Annotated in this window: 12 protein-coding genes; 7 read left to right on the top strand and 5 right to left on the bottom strand. The window is 66.5% G+C overall.

All coding sequences use genetic code 11. From position 1 onward, the window contains the following. Positions 1-38: 38 nt before the first annotated feature. Both aroQ and OHQ90_RS03625 read right to left on the bottom strand, forming a co-directional pair. Complete coding sequence (gene aroQ, locus OHQ90_RS03630) at positions 39-491, bottom strand: type II 3-dehydroquinate dehydratase (RefSeq protein ID WP_328407300.1); 453 nt, start codon at positions 489-491, stop codon at positions 39-41. Between the two features lie 24 nt (positions 492-515). Further along, positions 516-1,115 carry a hypothetical protein gene (locus tag OHQ90_RS03625; RefSeq protein ID WP_328407298.1) on the bottom strand — a complete coding sequence of 200 codons (600 nt, stop codon included), beginning with the start codon at positions 1,113-1,115 and terminating at the stop codon, positions 516-518. A 397-nt stretch (positions 1,116-1,512) separates the two neighbouring features. Here OHQ90_RS03625 and OHQ90_RS03620 point away from each other — a divergent pair, with 397 nt between their 5' ends. Both OHQ90_RS03620 and OHQ90_RS03615 read left to right on the top strand, forming a co-directional pair. Further along, positions 1,513-3,192, top strand: coding sequence for an NTF2-like N-terminal transpeptidase domain-containing protein (locus OHQ90_RS03620; RefSeq protein ID WP_328407296.1), 1,680 nt, complete (start codon positions 1,513-1,515; stop codon positions 3,190-3,192). A gap of 440 nt (positions 3,193-3,632) precedes the next feature. Then, complete coding sequence (locus OHQ90_RS03615) at positions 3,633-5,132, top strand: serine hydrolase domain-containing protein (RefSeq protein WP_328407294.1); 1,500 nt, start codon at positions 3,633-3,635, stop codon at positions 5,130-5,132. Between the two features lie 86 nt (positions 5,133-5,218). Here OHQ90_RS03615 and OHQ90_RS03610 read toward each other — a convergent pair whose 3' ends face one another. Next, a complete protein-coding gene (locus OHQ90_RS03610; RefSeq protein WP_442941441.1) occupies positions 5,219-5,632 on the bottom strand; it encodes a DUF3054 domain-containing protein in 414 nt (137 codons plus the stop codon). 114 nt (positions 5,633-5,746) lie between these two features. Next, positions 5,747-7,267: an adenylate/guanylate cyclase domain-containing protein gene (locus OHQ90_RS03605; protein WP_328412519.1), complete on the bottom strand. Its 1,521-nt coding sequence runs from the start codon at positions 7,265-7,267 to the stop codon at positions 5,747-5,749. 268 nt (positions 7,268-7,535) lie between these two features. On the opposite strand from OHQ90_RS03605, the gene OHQ90_RS03600 reads away from it, so the two are divergent. From OHQ90_RS03600 to OHQ90_RS03585, 4 genes are all read left to right on the top strand, one after another. Beyond that, entirely contained in the window at positions 7,536-8,756 is a 1,221-nt protein-coding gene (locus OHQ90_RS03600) for an AI-2E family transporter (RefSeq protein WP_328412518.1), read from the top strand. Then, a complete protein-coding gene (gene macS, locus OHQ90_RS03595) occupies positions 8,737-9,912 on the top strand; it encodes a MacS family sensor histidine kinase (RefSeq protein ID WP_328412517.1) in 1,176 nt (391 codons plus the stop codon). Before OHQ90_RS03600 ends, macS begins: the two co-directional genes overlap by 20 nt. Before the next feature lie 65 nt (positions 9,913-9,977). After that, positions 9,978-10,610, top strand: coding sequence for a response regulator transcription factor (locus OHQ90_RS03590; RefSeq protein WP_328412515.1), 633 nt, complete (start codon positions 9,978-9,980; stop codon positions 10,608-10,610). 289 nt (positions 10,611-10,899) lie between these two features. Then, positions 10,900-11,568, top strand: coding sequence for a DUF1707 SHOCT-like domain-containing protein (locus OHQ90_RS03585; RefSeq protein ID WP_328412513.1), 669 nt, complete (start codon positions 10,900-10,902; stop codon positions 11,566-11,568). Between the two features lie 5 nt (positions 11,569-11,573). Here the strand turns inward: OHQ90_RS03585 and OHQ90_RS03580 are convergent, their stop codons facing one another. Further along, complete coding sequence (locus tag OHQ90_RS03580) at positions 11,574-12,713, bottom strand: alkene reductase (RefSeq protein ID WP_328407289.1); 1,140 nt, start codon at positions 12,711-12,713, stop codon at positions 11,574-11,576. 65 nt (positions 12,714-12,778) lie between these two features. Here OHQ90_RS03580 and OHQ90_RS03575 point away from each other — a divergent pair, with 65 nt between their 5' ends. Beyond that, a complete protein-coding gene (locus OHQ90_RS03575) occupies positions 12,779-13,165 on the top strand; it encodes a MerR family transcriptional regulator (protein ID WP_328407287.1) in 387 nt (128 codons plus the stop codon). Positions 13,166-13,181: the final 16 nt, after the last annotated feature.

The following is a 13,181-nucleotide window of genomic DNA, read 5'->3' as shown; positions in this document are numbered from 1 at the left end:
GACACAGCCGTCCACAGCGTGTGGAAAGTTGTGGAGTACTAACCGTTGATCAGAAATTCGATGGCCGCGGCGTACCCGTGGATGCCCATCCCGGCCACGACCGCGGTGGCGATCGGTGAAATATAGGAGTGATGACGGAACTCCTCGCGGGCGTGCACATTGCTGATGTGTACCTCCACGATGGGGATCTCCGGAATCACCAGCGCGTCCCGCAGCGCGACCGAGGTGTGCGTCAGCCCGCCGGGATTGATGACGATGGCCGATTCGGCGCCGCGCGCCCGGTGGATCCGATCGATCAGCGCGCCTTCGGAATTCGACTGGAACGCGGTGATCTCACGGCCGTACCGGGCGGCGGTCCGCTTGCACAGTTCGACGACATCGTCGAGTGTCGCCGACCCGTAGACCTCCGGCTGGCGGGTGCCGAGCATATTCAGGTTCGGGCCGTTGAGGACCAGGATCGGACCCTGGTCCGTGGAGGCGGTGGCTGCCATGCAGGCAACCTTAGTCCGAACCGCTCAGAGCCCCTTCGGACCTTCCGAACGCAGGTCGTCGACCTTGCGCATCGCGCCACGCAGCTCTTCGAGCCAGGCTTCCGCGTGCTTGCCCGCCAGTTTCACGGTCCAGGCCAGTGCGTCGGCGCGCGAGCGCGCCACGCCCGAATCGACCAGTGTGTCGAGCACCTTGCGCTCGGGCTGGCGCAGCCGGGTCATGACCGGAACGGCCAGGTGGGTGAAGAGGTATCGCTGCCCATCGACCGAGACGCCCCAAGCGACGCTGCGGCCGTACCGCTGCTGTGCCTCATTGGCGATCTGCATCCGAGCAGACCGGGTGGATTCGCGGAACCGGGCGATGGCGCCTTCTTTGGTCGCGTTCGGAACCTTGTCTGCGGTGTCCGTCTCGGACTCGGAGTCCGTGGACTTCTCGGGCTGAGGGATCGGGAGTTCGCCGACGACGACGATCTCGTCGCGGTCGATTTCGATGACGGGGGATCCGGTGAACCAGTCGCTCGGCAACCGTCCGGCGAACCAGTCCGGAACGTCTGCGGGATCGGGCAGATCGGCCTGCTGCCAGCCGCCCGGTCGTCCGAAACCCCGTCCCCGATGTTCGTTTCTCATTGGGAATCACCTAACTTACTGCGCTGCTGTGGTTACCTGATTACAAGATTACGACGTAAACGGAGAAAGTGGTTCCGCTCTGTGCGAACAGGTTTCAAATCGTGTCCATCGAGTACTTGCGGCTGCGGGTTCGCTTGGTCGACAGGGCTGGTCGGGTCCCGAAACGCCGACGTGAGCTGTTATCGCCCGAGTTTTCATTCCGACCGGTACGGTAGCGGCGCCGGTTTGTCGTCTTGTGACAGAACACCGTCCATGATTGGCCTCCCGAGCGCAGGACTTCGGGCACAATTGGGATGCTGAGCATGGGTAACGTCCTCGGTTGCGGTGGCACCGCAGGCAGTTACCTTCAGGTACGGTGGTCTTGTTACCGGAGTGACAAGAGTGAAGAGTGGGCGACATGGATGTGAGGGGATCCCGCCGCTTTCGCGTCCGGAGCGCTATCGCACTCGCGGGGGCAGCGGTGCTGGCTTTCACGATGGGATCGTGTGGATCCCAACAGACTCCGAATGAACCCGAAGCGGTTGTCGAGCGCTTCACCGACCTCCTGGACAATCAGGACCACGTCAAGGCATCGGAGCTGACGTCGTACCCGAACGCGGCCTCCGCAACGCTGAAGCAAATGTTCGAGGGCCTGCGGCCGGGCAAGGTCGACTACAAAAAGACCCAATTCATCAGCCTGGACGCCGATGAGGCGCTCTTCAGTATGGATGTCGACTGGAACTTCGGCGAGAAGAAGAGCTGGAAATACAGCCTGCAGGGCAATGTGCGGAAATTGGCGATCGGTTGGCGGATCTCCTGGGATCCCGCGGTCGTCATGCCGCAGCTGGGTCACAATCGAACGGTCCGGTTGGTGCGCACCACCGCCTTGCCTGCCCCGCGTGTCACCGACATTGTCGGTGAACCGTTGATGACCGAGCAGATCATCAACGTGATCAAGCTCGACCCTGCCAAGTTGCCCAACCCGATCGCCTCCTCCGACGCGCTGGCCAAGGCCATCGAGCCGGTCGCGCCGCTGATCACCGGGCCGTCGCTGATGCAGCAGCTGTCGAGCTCGCAGGGCAAGCCGATCGTCGCGGTGAACTTGCGCGAACCCGACTTCGCCATCCTGGAACCGTTGATGGCCCCGATTCCGGGCGTGGTGATGGAGAAGCAGCCACGGCTCATCTCCGCCGATCGCCGGGTGTGGTCGCCACTGCTGGACGCGCTGCGCAAGGTGCAGCAGGACAGCCAGGAGGCGCACTCCGGATGGGGCGTGCAGATTTTCGAGCAAGACGGCCGCTTGGTCGGCCAGATCGCCGGCGAGCAGGGCCCGCCGGGGCCGGATATCGCGGCCACCATGGATCAGCGTCTGCAGCGTGCCGCCGAGGATGCGGTGGTCAGCGCGGCGACACAGGCCTCCATCGTGGCGATTCAGCCGTCCACCGGCGCGGTTGTCGCGGCCGCGCAGAACAGTCAGGCCAGCGAGCACGGCCCGGTCGCGTTCACCGGCCTGTATCCGGTCGGCGGGAACATCGAACTGTTCCGCAATATCGCCGCGGTGACCAAGGGTAAGGCGCCGCAGGACATCTCGGTGCAGGATGCGGCGGAGTCCGCGACCATGCTCGGCGTCGGCGTCGATTTCAAGGTTGCCGGACTGGACGAGGTCACCGGACGCCTGGCGATCGCGGGCCGCAGCGCCGAACAGGTGAGTCAGGGCGGCGGCAACGACGCGGTGCTCGCCAGCCCGTTCGGGATGGCCATCGCCGCCGCCGCGATCGCGCGCGGCGCGGTGCCGCCGCCGATGATCGAGGTCGCGCGGCCCGGCACGACCGACGCGCAATTCGCGGCATTGACCCCGGAGATCACCGATCGACTGCGCGGCTTCCTGCGCGACGCCGCGGGTCGGCCGGAGGTCGCGAGTCTGCGCGGCTACCGCGACGTCGCCGGCTTCGCCGCGACTGCCGGACCGGACGGCTGGCTGATCGCGAACATGGGCGACCTGGCCTTCGCGATTCATATCAACGATGTCGACAGCAGTGACGCCACGGCGCGCATGGCTGCTCGATTGCTCCAGGCACTGGTCAGTCCCGAAACGTAAGGATCGCTGAGGCGGTCGGTCGGTTCGTGCGTTCATAGCAGCCGAGTCCGCCGGTCGGTCACTCGTATCCGCGGGATTGTGGTTGTGCCGGGTGGCTTCGCTCGGGCGTCTGGTGTCCGGTCGAACTCTTGCGCGACGAGCAGGCGTGCTGCGCGCTGTGTACGGGCTGTGCTCGTCGCCTCTCCTATCCCGCCGCGCTGCCCGCGCCGGGCGTCGAGGCGCAGACCTGGTGCACGTCTGTGGCGTTCGCGCAGAGATCGTCGCCGGGGTTTCGCGGAGCTGCGGGGCTCGAGCGCATCTGAGCTCGTCCTGGCTGATGTCGTTCTGACCTGCCGATTCGAGAAAAACGCCGTGCGCAATTGCACATAGCGTTCCACTAAGCGTACGGTGTTCGCAGAGCGAGAACATCGTGCGCAACGATGGGGAGCAGAGGAGTGATCATGTCGAAGAACATCAGCTGGGACACCACCGGTAACTGGGAAGCCAAGGGCGACTGGGGAACCGCGAGCTCCGGGAACCAGATAGTTGCCGCCGGGCCGGTCGACCGTCCCGCGACGGCCGTCGATGGCTTGGACCTCGCCCACTGGCAGGCGCGACTCGATGAGCTGCGCGCCGCCCATCATGTGCCCGGCGCGGGGTTGGCGTTCCTGGTCGACGGAAAGGTCTATGAGCTGGCCAGCGGGGTGCTGCATCGCGGCACCGGCGTGGCGGTGACGACCGACTCGGTGTTCCTGTGCGGTTCGATCGCCAAGGTCTACACGGCCACCATGATCATGCAGCTCGTCGATGAGGGAAAGCTCGACCTGGACGCGCCGGTGATCGACGTGCTGCCCGAGTTTGCGGTACCGGATCCGGAGGCCACCAAGACGATTACCACCCGGCAATTGCTGTCGCACACCGCCGGATTGACCAACGACTTCAACCTGGACACCGGCCGCGGTGACGACTGTCTGACCAAATATGTTGCGGCGGCCCGGGAGGTGGCACTGGACTGCCCGCCGGGGACCGCGTTCTCCTATGGCGGCGTCGGCTATGTCGTCATGGGCCGCATGATCGAGGTGCTGACCGGAACGACCTGGGATCAGGCTGTTCAGGATCGAATTGCCATCCCGCTCGGTCTCGAACGCACCGTGACATTGCCGGAGCAGGCACTGCGGTTGCGCACCGCGATGAGCCACCTCGGCGAGGCAGGCATGGACCCGGACCCGGCGCCGGCCTGGGATCTGATGCCGCGTTCGGCGGGCCCCGCGGGCCGAATCATCTCCAGTGCAGGCGATATGGTCCGGTTCGCGCAGATGCATCTCGCCGGCGGCGCCGCATCGGACGGCACCCGTGTGCTCAGTGCCGAGTCCGCCGCGGCAATGCAACGGCGCGAGATCGATTGCCCCGACAAGTGGACCGTCAGTGGTGACGGCCAGGGCCTCGGCTGGGTGCTCAACGACTGGAACGGTGTCGGCGGCTTCGGTCACGACGGCGCGGCCGTCGGCCAATACGGCTACCTACGCATTGTCCCGTCGGCCGGGGTGGCGGTGGTGCTGCTGACCAACGGCGGCGGCGCCCGTCAGCTGTATGCCGACCTGTTCCGGGAACTGCTGCGGGAGTTTGCCGGGGTGACGATGCCCGAGCCGTTCGGGCCCGCCGCAGCGCCGCCGGCGATCGACATCGCACCGCACATCGGCACGTACAAGCGTGCGGGCGTCGTCATCACCGTGAGCGAGCGAGACGGCAAGGCGCACATGCTCTATGAATTCGTCGACGACATGAAAGACATGTCGCCGCCCCTGGATATCGACCTGATCCCGGTGTCGGAGACCGTATGGGCCGGAACCGGCGCGGGCCCCTCCTTCAGTGAGGGCTACATGCCGGTGATCTTCTCCACCCTGGCCAATGGCATCCCCTGCGTCTACGTCGGTACCCGGGCCACGCCCAAGACCGCCTGATCGAGTGTGAAAACCCCAGCCCCGCCGACCAGTTCGGCGGGGCTGGGGTTGGTTCAGCCAGGCGGTGCGCCATGCGAATCGACGTGCTAGTTCAGCGCCTTGATCGCCGCTCGCCAACCCAGCAGGAACAAGGCGAGCACGGTTGCCGCGACCAGGACGAAACTGATTGCCGTGCCCTGACCACTGACCACCCGCAGCAGCATGCCGCCGCAGAGGGTGCCGAGCCAGACCAGAATCCCAGTGGGCCACAAGGCGGTTCCGTCGACGCGGCCGGCACGTTCCGTCGCACCGGGCATGCGACTGGAAACGACGATCGCAATCACCCAGCCGATCGCAAGACCGATGGCGAAAGGCCACAACGTTTTCAGCAATCCGGTGAGTACCGCCTCGTCGTGACTGCGCCGTCCGATCGCGCAGAACAGGATGACCAGCAGTGCATCGACCGCCAACGGCACCAGTTTGTTCACCCGCGCCAGCGTAATCGGGCAGCGGTGCCACATCGCGCCGCGACACCTGCCCCGGCGCAGTGCCGCCGAGAGATACCGCGTGAAATGTGCCACGCTCCGGCTTATGGACCGGCTACAGCGCAGGCTCGCCCGTTGGCCGCAACCCGGTCAGCCCAACGAATCGGCCGTTTCGCTGTTTGTGGCGGCGTGCGGGTCGATGCCATCCTGCGGCCAGGCCAATCGAGTTTTTCTGCGCCGTCCGCGCAGCTGTACCTCGTCGCCGGTTTCCCAGAGGTGCTGCTCACTCTCATCGGCGAAATAGAGCGCGCTCCCGGAGGCGAGTACACGCCCCGGTTGATCTTTAGCCAGTTCGGTCAGACGTGATGCTTCGTTGACCGGATCACCGATCACCGTGTATTCGAAACGGTTTGCGGCACCGATATTTCCGGCGACGGCAAGCCCTGCCGAAACACCGATGCCGATATCGAGTCCTGGAACTTCACGGAGGGCTTCGCGCAATTCGCGGGCGGCGGCGAGCGCGGCGGTCGGCGCGTCGGGGCGGTCCAGCGGGGCGCCGAAGATGGCCAGAGCCGCGTCGCCGACGAACTTGTTGACGAAGCCGTGATGGCGGTCGATGACATCGACGACGACCCGGAAGAACTCGTTGAGCAGGCTCACCACCTCCGTCGGCGGCCGCTCGGCCGCGGTCGCGGTGGAACCGACCATGTCGACGAACAGCACGGCGACAAATCGCGTTTCGCCGCCCAGTTCGGTGCCGTAGTCGAGGGCGCGCTGCGCGACTTCCTCGCCGACGTGCTGGCCGAACAGCTCCTGCAATTGGCGGCGCTTGGCGGCCTCTTCCATCATCCGGTTGAACCCGACCTGCAGCAGACCGATCTCGCTGCCGTCGAAGACTTCGACCTGGACGTCGCGGGCGCCCTCCTGCACCCGGTCGATGGCCTGGCTGAGCTGGCGCACCGGGTCGGAGATGCTGGAACCGGTGAGCATCGACAACGCGAGCGCCTGCATGATCACTACGCCGCACAGCAGCAGAATCGAGATGGCCAGTGACTGCGCCGAGAACTTCACGTCCGAGGAAATCTGGGTGACGCACAGCAGCACGATGGCGATGGTGGGCGCGAAGGTGCCCATGCCCCAGGTCATGCCCATTCGGGTGCCGACGCCGGGAGTCAGCGTGTGATCGAAGGTGCCCTCGGTCAGCGCCTCCGCGGCGACCGGGCGCAGGATACGTTCGCCGAGCATGTAGGTGAAGCCGAACACGATGGTGGCGGCCATGCATTCGGTGACGATGACGGCCCCGGCCAGTTCGGGCGCGTCGACGATGATGGTCGCGGCCAGGATGGCGCCGCCGACCAGCCACAGTGTCAGGTGCACGATGGCCTGCCGCAGCGGTGCGTGCAGCGCGGCCATCTGCTCCTGTCTGCTCGGCGGACCACCGCGCATCTGCCAGCGCATCACCGGGCGCAGCATCAACGCCGATGCGCCGAGGCTGAGCAGGCCGCCGGTCACGAAGACCAGGACCGGGATCAGCAGACCGGTGCGCCGCGCACCGGTCTGCTCGCCCTCGGGGACCGGAAGTCCGTACTGGATGAACGCCCAGACCAGGACCGCGCCGAAGGCATTCGCCAACAGCATCGATGTCAGGTACAGCGGCCAGCGCGTTCGCATGGTCTGTTTGACCGCTTCCAGTGGCGCTGACACGATCACCAATCTAGCGTTTCGATCATGTGAGCATGTTCGCGGCGCTGCTCGGCCATTCGGTGGCCGCCTCGCCTCCGGTCGGCCCCACGTTCGCCCGGCCCGGCCTACGGTCAAGGACGAACATCGGCCGCCGTCGCGCACTACGCTCGTGATCGTGACCGACCCGAATCCGAGTTCGCCGCGGACAGGCACTGCCAGTCGCTCTCCTGCCGAGGCGGTGCACCCGTTGGTCCGGATGACCGCGGCATGGTCGTGGCGGTTGTTGGTCATTTTCGCGGTGGTACTCGCGCTGTCGGCGATTGTGCAGAGACTCGCGACGGTGGCCATCCCGCTTGCTATCGGGCTGCTGGCCGCCGCGTTGCTCGCGCCACTGGTGGACTGGATGCAGCGGCTCGGGGTGCCGCGGGCGGTGGGGGTTTTCGTCGCGCTCGCCGGGTCGCTCGGCCTGGTCGCGGGCGTGCTGACCTTTGTTGTCGAACAGTTCGTCGACGGTGTGCCGCAGCTGTCCGACGAGATCACCCACAGCATCCACCAGGTGCAGGACTGGCTCATCAACGGTCCGCCGCATCTGAGCGACGAACAGATCCGCAATGCCGGTGACACGATCGTCAAGACGATCCGGTCCAATCAGGACAGTCTCACCAGCGGGGCGCTGACCACCGCGACGGTGATCGGGCACATTCTCACCGGCACCTTCCTGACCCTGTTCATCCTTATCTTCTTTCTGTACAGCGGCGACCAGATCTGGGAGTTCGTCACCAGGATCGTGCCGACGCCGCACCGGGAGCGGGTCCGCACGGCCGGGCAGCTCGGGTTCGGGACGCTGGTCGGGTTCGTGCGCGCCACCGTCGCGGTGGCGGCGGTGGATGCCATCGGCATCGGTGCGGGGCTGGCGATCCTGGGGGTGCCGCTCGCGCTGCCGTTGGCCTCGCTGGTGTTCATCAGCGCGTTCATCCCGATCATCGGTGCGTTCCTCGCGGGCACCGTCGCGGTGTTCATAGCCCTGGTGACCAAGGGTTTTGTCACCGCGCTCATCGTGCTCGGCATCATCATCGCGGTGATGCAGCTGGAGAGTCACGTGCTCCAGCCGCTGCTACTCGGCCGTGCGGTCAGCATTCATCCGCTCGCGGTGGTGTTGGCGATCACCGCGGGTGTGGTGCTCGGTGGCATCGCCGGTGGTCTGCTCGCGGTGCCGTTCGTCGCGGTGATGAATACCGCGATCCGGTCACTGCTCGCCGACAGTCCGGAGGAAGTCTTCGAGGAATTGCAGACCGGGGAACCGGGCCGGATGTACGCCGCCGAGCCGGACAAACCCGAGCTGGGCCGATTCGATGTGGCGGCGATGCTGGCCGAGGCGGTCGAACACGAGCAGGCCGAGTCGTCGGACAAGCCCGAGTCGCAGCGCCGGCGAGGCAGTCACGTGGACGAAGTCGATGATGCGGCCGTCGACGACTGACCTCAGCCCGACCGATGCGGCGACCGCACCGCTGTGGCGGGCCGCGCAGGCGCTGCGGCTGGTGACCCTGCTCTATGCGGTGGGGCAGCAGATCGCGTCGGTGCCTTACTACCAGAACCAGCGGTTGAGCTGGGTGCTGATCGCCTTGATGGCGGTGTGGTCCGGCGCGTCGGCGCTGATGCTCTCGGTGTGGCATTTTCCGGATGTGGCGCGGCTGCGCCGGTGGGTGGTCGTCGGAGACCACGTCGTGGTGATCGCACTGATCGCCTCGACCCGCCTGGTCGCCGATTACGGCTGGTACCACGGACATCAGACGCTGCCGACCACATTGTGGGCCGCCAATGCGGTGATCTCGGCCGCCATCCTGCGCGGTCCGATCGGCGGCGTGCTTTCGGGGATGCTGATCGCGGCGGTGATTGTCACGGTCCGCGATCAGTGGGGCCAGGACGTGTGGGCCGATGCGACGGCGCCGGTGCTGGTCTCCATCGGCTTGGCGCTCGGGCTTGCCGCCAATACCGCCCGCCGCGCCCAGAACCAGCTCGAACGGGCGGTCCGACTGACCGCGGCCGCCGAAGAGCGCGAACGACTTTCGCGTGAGGTGCACGATGGCGTGCTGCAGGTGCTCAGCTACATCAAGCGGCGCGGCAGCGAAATCGGCGGTCCCACCGCGGAGCTGGCGCAGCGCGCCGGGGAACAGGAGGTGGCGCTGCGGGTGCTGATCTCCGAGCAAGGCGGGCGCCAGGACGCCGGCGGTGCGGATATCGATCTGCGCCCGCTGTTGACGGTGCACGCGACGCCCAAGGTGTTCGTCTCGACGCCGGGCCAGCCGGTGTTGATCGGGCGCTGGACCGCGCAGGAGATCGCCGCGGCTGTGGCGACAGCGCTGTCCAATGTCGCGCTGCACGCCGGGGCCGACGCGAAAGCGTATGTGCTGCTGGAGGACACCGGTGACCAGCTGATCATCAGCGTGCGCGACGATGGTGTCGGGATACCGGCCGGGCGATTGGCCGAGGCCGAAGCCGAAGGGCGGATGGGTGTTTCACGATCCATCGTGGGCCGGATCGCCGCGCTCGGCGGGGCGGCGGACCTGCTGACCGAGGCCGATGGCGGGGTCGGCTTCGGTACCGAATGGGAATTCCGGGTGCCGCGTGCCTGAGCGGACAGTGCCGACACAGGAGGTATGGCGTGACCGATGACCAAGCGGCCGAGCCTGTTTCGGTGATGGTCGTCGACGACCACCCAATGTGGCGCGACGGCGTGTCCCGAGATCTCGCCGAGGCCGGATTCGAGGTGGCCGCCACCGCCGACGGGGTCGGATCCGCCACCCGGCGGGCGGCGGCGGTGCGTCCCACCGTGGTGCTGATGGATATGCAACTGCCCGACGGGAACGGCGCCGAGGCCACCGCCGAGGTGCTGCGGGTATCGCCGCAGAGCCGGGTGCTCGTGCTTTCCGCGTCCGCCGAACGCGACGATGTCCTGGATGCGATCAAAGCGGGCGCCTCGGGTTATCTGGTGAAGAGCGCTTCGGTCGCCGAGCTGATCGACGCGGTCCGCGCGACCGCTGCCGGGCAGCCCGTGTTCACACCCGGGCTCGCCGGCCTGGTCCTCGGCGAATACCGCCGCATGGCCACAACTCCCGCACAGCCCGACGAACTACACCGGCCCGCGCTCACCGAACGGGAGACCGAGGTGCTGCGCATGGTGGCAAAGGGTTTGTCCGCCAAACAAATCGCCGCCCGCCTCAACCTCAGCCACCGCACGGTGGAGAACCATGTCCAGGCGACCCTCCGCAAACTCCAACTCGCCAACCGCGTAGAACTCACCCGCTACGCGATCGAACAAGGCCTCGAATAGCACGTAGCCGCGCCAGAGCGGGCAATGACTGCGGCCTGGCTCGAGCGGTACCTGGCTGCGCCATTACGCGAATTGGCCCGCCACCGAACGAGCCGGGCGCGTGCGGGGCCTACGACTCCGTAGCCGTTGCGCGGTGTGGATCGTGAGCGGGTGCGGAGCTGGGCTGGTGCGACTGAAGTCGTGCGGAGAATCCGGGATCGCCCTGATGTGTGGGGTGTGGGGGATCGGTAACCTCGGATTCATGGGCGGACCCGAATCGGTAGCCGACGGTGTCGGCCGCGGCGATGTGGTGGGCAACAGGGAGTTGCGCGTCTCCGATGCCGAGCGCGAGCATGTCGGCCAGTTGTTGCAACGCGCGGTCGGGCTCGGGATGCTGTCGCTCGGCGAGTTCACCGAGCGGATGGACACCGCGCTGGCTGCCAAGACTCGTGGCGAACTCAATGTCGTGCTCATCGATCTGCCCGGTGTTCGGCTGGTCGGGCATCCTGCCGCGGCGCCGTCGACCTTCGGTAACGCTGCGCCGTTGATGAATTCCGCGTCGCCGTTCACCAAGCGCGGACCAGCGGTGCCGGGCCCCTCACCTGCGACGCCGGGCCATGTGATCCGCAGCCGCTTATCCGGCGTCCATCGCCGTGGGCCTTGGCACGTGGCACCGTCGCTGCAGACCAACACATGGCTCTCCGGCGTCACGCTGGATTTCACCGAGGCGATCATGTCCACGCAGGTAGTCGAGCTGCATGTCGACGATTACTGCAGCTCGCTGACCCTGATCGTCCCGGCCGAGGCCACCGTCGATCTCAATGCCCTCGACCTCATCGGCTCCAGCGTCAACAACAAGGTCCGCACCGGTCCGCCGTTCGGTCCACTGCACCTGGTCGTGCTCGGCCGGGTCCGCTTCGGCTCCGTCACCGCGAAGCACCCGCTGAGCGCGCATTGGCGCAAGCTCATGGAGCGCTGAGGTCCTCAGGCGCCGGCTGGTTCGAGCAGTGCGCTGCGCTGCTCGGCAGCGGCCAGCGTCGGGTAGTCGGTGTAGCCCTCCGCGCCGCCGACGTACATGAGGTGGGCATCGCGGACGGGGTTCAGCGCCGCGCCGGTGCGGAGTCGTTCGACCAGGTCGGGGTTGGCCAGGAAGGGCCGACCGAGGGAGATGAGGTCGGCACCCGCGGCGAGTAACCGCTCGGCCGCCGACTTGCCGCCGTCTGCCGGGAGCGGGACGCCCCAGCCGAGGTTCGGATTGGCGATCACCGTGCTCGGCCAGGCCTTCCGGAGCTGGTGGAAAAGGGGCTGGTCGGGATCGGCCCAAACAATGTGTAGATAGGCCAGACCCTTGTCGGCGAGCGCATCGACAAGGGCGGGATAAATGGCTTCGGTATCGCCCTCGTCGATATCGTTGACGGTGTTTCCCGGCGAGATGCGCAAGCCGACCCGTTCGGGTCCGATCGCGGCGGCGACCGCTTCGACCACCTCGACGGTGAACCGGATGCGGTTGGCGAGCAAGCCGCCGTAGCCATCGGTGCGGTGGTTGGTGTTCTCGGCCAGGAATTGGTGCAGCAGATAGCCATTGGCGCTGTGCACTTCCACTCCCGCAAAACCTGCCTCGATGGCGTTGCGCGCCGCGGTAGCGAAATCAGCTATGGTGGCGTGGATTTCGTCGATGGTCAGCGCGTGCGGGATAACCGCGTCCTGATGTCCGGTCGGGGTGTGGATAGTTTCGCCGAGTGGGATGGGCGACGGTGCGACCGGGGTCAGACCGCTGTTGTCGGGATGGCCGACCCGGCCGCCGTGCTGGAGTTGCAGGAACATCCGGCCGCCCGCGGTGTGGACGGCGTCGGTGACTCGCCGCCAGCCCTCGATATGTGCGGCGGTGTGGATGGCGGGAATGTTGGTGTAAGTCTGGCCGACCTGGTTCGGCGTTGCGGCCTCGGCGATGATCAACCCGGCGCCGGCGCGCTGGGCATAGTAGGTGGTCATCAGGGTGGATGGGGTGCCGTCGGCCTCGGCGCGGTTTCGGGTCATCGGCGCCATCACCAGGCGGTGCGGTAGTTGTAGGGCGCCCACTTCGGCGGGGTCGAAGAGGTTCGCTGCTGCTGCTGTGTTCTTCATACGAGTACGGTAAAATCTGACATCTATGTGAAGTTCAAGTCCTGCGGCGAAATGCGAGGTAGCGGATGCGAATTGGTGAGTTGGCGCAGCACACCGGAGTCAGCGAACGATCGTTGCGCTACTACGAGGAGCAGGGATTGCTGGTGGCCGAGCGCACGCCCGGCGGGCATCGGGACTATCCCGAATGGGCGGTGGACCGGGTTATCCACATCCAAGAGCTCTACGCGGCGGGCTTGTCCAGCAAGAAGATCGCCCAGCTGCTGCCGTGCATGCGCGACGCGGACGGCGGTGCCAACGAGTTCGCGACGCCGGAATTGGTCGACGAACTTGCCGCCGAGCGGGACCGGATCACTCGGACCATCACCGATCTGATGCGTTCACGCGAGGTACTCGACGAGGTCCTCGAGCGGGCCTCGGAGCGGTTCCGGGTCCCCGATTCGGTGTCCGACTAGGAACACGTGTGGTGGC

Source organism: Nocardia sp. NBC_00403 (assembly GCF_036046055.1).
In the GTDB taxonomy this organism is placed as follows: domain Bacteria; phylum Actinomycetota; class Actinomycetes; order Mycobacteriales; family Mycobacteriaceae; genus Nocardia.
This window is presented reverse-complemented; position numbering and strand designations above follow the sequence as displayed.

What these genes read in the sequence shown, in the direction of transcription:
- aroQ (WP_328407300.1), bottom strand. Translation starts at nt 491, where the DNA reads ATGGCAGCCACCGCCTCCACGGACCAGGGTCCGATCCTGGTCCTCAAC.
- OHQ90_RS03625 (WP_328407298.1), bottom strand. Translation starts at nt 1,115, where the DNA reads ATGAGAAACGAACATCGGGGACGGGGTTTCGGACGACCGGGCGGCTGG.
- OHQ90_RS03620 (WP_328407296.1), top strand. Translation starts at nt 1,513, where the DNA reads ATGGATGTGAGGGGATCCCGCCGCTTTCGCGTCCGGAGCGCTATCGCA.
- OHQ90_RS03615 (WP_328407294.1), top strand. Translation starts at nt 3,633, where the DNA reads ATGTCGAAGAACATCAGCTGGGACACCACCGGTAACTGGGAAGCCAAG.
- OHQ90_RS03610 (WP_442941441.1), bottom strand. Translation starts at nt 5,632, where the DNA reads ATGTGGCACCGCTGCCCGATTACGCTGGCGCGGGTGAACAAACTGGTG.
- OHQ90_RS03605 (WP_328412519.1), bottom strand. Translation starts at nt 7,267, where the DNA reads ATGCGAACGCGCTGGCCGCTGTACCTGACATCGATGCTGTTGGCGAAT.
- OHQ90_RS03600 (WP_328412518.1), top strand. Translation starts at nt 7,536, where the DNA reads ATGACCGCGGCATGGTCGTGGCGGTTGTTGGTCATTTTCGCGGTGGTA.
- macS (WP_328412517.1), top strand. Translation starts at nt 8,737, where the DNA reads ATGCGGCCGTCGACGACTGACCTCAGCCCGACCGATGCGGCGACCGCA.
- OHQ90_RS03590 (WP_328412515.1), top strand. Translation starts at nt 9,978, where the DNA reads ATGGTCGTCGACGACCACCCAATGTGGCGCGACGGCGTGTCCCGAGAT.
- OHQ90_RS03580 (WP_328407289.1), bottom strand. Translation starts at nt 12,713, where the DNA reads ATGAAGAACACAGCAGCAGCAGCGAACCTCTTCGACCCCGCCGAAGTG.
- OHQ90_RS03575 (WP_328407287.1), top strand. Translation starts at nt 12,779, where the DNA reads ATGCGAATTGGTGAGTTGGCGCAGCACACCGGAGTCAGCGAACGATCG.